2 protein-coding genes are annotated in these 2080 nt (G+C 47.5%); both read right to left on the bottom strand.

Annotation, left to right across the window (positions count from 1 at the left end; translation table 11 throughout):
• Positions 1-47: 47 nt before the first annotated feature.
• Complete coding sequence (locus tag PN499_RS25065) at positions 48-1355, bottom strand: TldD/PmbA family protein (protein WP_272035653.1); 1308 nt, start codon at positions 1353-1355, stop codon at positions 48-50.
• Positions 1356-1498: 143 nt separating this feature from the next.
• Positions 1499-1891: a Fur family transcriptional regulator gene (locus tag PN499_RS25060; protein ID WP_272035651.1), complete on the bottom strand. Its 393-nt coding sequence runs from the start codon at positions 1889-1891 to the stop codon at positions 1499-1501.
• Between the last annotated feature and the right edge of the window lie 189 nt (positions 1892-2080).

Below are 2080 nucleotides of genomic sequence, written 5' to 3'. Positions count from 1 at the left end.
TTACCGCCCAGAGGGCGGCGTTACAAGTCTTATAGCAACTTTCCATCTTAATTTTGTCTAGAGGCTACACCTAACTGTTGAAACAGCATACTCGGTAAATAAGCCCCACCTCCAACCCATTCCGGTTCACTCCCTAAATCTGCCAAATTTTTAAAGGCTTCAAAAATACTGCCTGCCACCATTGTATTCTTCACGCGACCGACAATTTGACCTTTTTCGACCTTGTAGCCTAAATCCAAGTTAACAGAAAACTCGCCTGCTAACTCATTAGATTGACCAGCACCCAAAACCTGATCTACTATTAGCCCTTCTTCCATGCTGGCAATTAATTCGCTTGTCGGCGTATTTCCAGGGGCAATGCAGAGGTTGACTAAATCGGGGCCAGGGCGAGACAGTCCACCTCGGAAACCGTTGCCTGTAGATTGTACACCTGCACGGGCAGCCCAGCGACGATCCCAATAAAATCCCATGACTGTACCTTGGTCAATTAAGACTTTGCGGCTGGTGGGAGTCCCTTCGTCGTCAAAGGGACAGGCGGAAGGCCCGATGGTGGGATCTTCAAATAGGGTAAAGCGTTTGTCAAATAGGGTTTCACCTACTTTGTCAACTAAGGGAGAGGCTTTCTGGACGACTACTTGACCTGAAAGGATGGTATCAAATAAGCTGGCTAGGGTGCTAGCGGCGGCTCTGGGGGTAAACAAGACTGGATAGGAACCGCTGGTAATGGTGGCTTGATTTTCGGCCCAGCGATATTTTTGCAGGAGAGTTTGGAGAATGCTATCGGTGTCTAAGGGGCGATCGCGTGCTACATCATAGCCGTAAGCTTGGAGAAAATCTTCTCCCCTGACTAAATTGCCGGAAATACTACCGCTGAGTATTTGGCTAGACCTTTCGGCATAGACATTTCGCGTTGTCGCAATTTTAACTCGACCGCTGCGGACGTGAAACCCCACATCTACGAGAATATCTGGATTGTAGGCGTGAACTTGTTCGATTAGTCCCTTGCCAACTTCCACTAATTCTTGAGTTGACGGCGGCGTGTAGGTGGTTTCCGGGGCCGTCATCTGGAAGTTATCAGCGAGTTCAAACTCTGCGGGATCTCCGATTTCAGCGGTTTGGATGGCCGCGTCTACCAAGTCTTCTAACCGCGTCAAGTCTGTGGAACTAGCAAAACCCAGTTTCCCCTTATAAATTAGCCGCAGTGCAACGCCTTGTAGGGCTTTGGTTTGCAGGGATTTGAGGCGATTATTTTCAAATTCGATTGGGGTGTCTTGGCTGGATAAGTAGTAAACTTCAGCGGCCTCTGCTCGCACAGTTGCCAGTTTCAATATCTGTTCTAGGGTAGAATCGCTCACGATCGCGTTTTTAGTTTATAAATCTCTTTTTTATTTTAGGCGCGATCCGTGAGATAGGGAGATAGGGAGACTAGGAGGCTGGGAGTAATTAGGAATTAGCCATTAGTCATTAGCCATTAGCCTAAACAAACTGTAGCCTACACTTAAGATTCTTGAGTCAAAGCACAGCGATCGCACAGTCCGAAAAACTCCAGCGTATGGTAATAAATCTTGAATGAGTGCAACTTTTGTAACTGGCGTTCCAATTCGTGGACGGGACATTCGTTAATGGGAATCGAGTCCCCGCATTCCAGACAAGTTAGGTGGTGTTGGTCTTCTTGTACCACGCTATAGAGGGACTCCCCGCTACCCAAAGTCCGCACCTGAATAATTCCCTCCCGCTTTAAGACATCCAGAGAACGGTAAACTGTCGCTAAACCCATGCTTTGGTCGCTGTTACGCAGTTCTAAGTATATATCTTGAGCTGAAATTGAGCGGTTGAGGGTCTTGAGCAGATTTAAAATACGCTCCTGACTGCGGGTGTGGTGGGTTCTCATGGTCAGTCTTATTGATATGCTTGATTCAAATCTTTCCTTGTTTCTAGGCTAGCTCAGTTCGGGAAAGAGCATAGCGTGATTTTGGGCGATCGCGGATCGCGGATGGCTAACCTGGCGAATAATATAGGTATTGTTAACTTTCTGTGAGACTTGACAGAACAGAACTTACACAAAAGATCCGTAGCGGGG

It is taken from the genome of Kamptonema animale CS-326, assembly GCF_028330895.1.
Lineage (GTDB): Bacteria > Cyanobacteriota > Cyanobacteriia > Cyanobacteriales > Microcoleaceae > Kamptonema > Kamptonema formosum.
The sequence above is the reverse complement of the archived record's forward strand: the minus strand, read 5'-3'. Positions and strand labels throughout refer to the sequence as shown.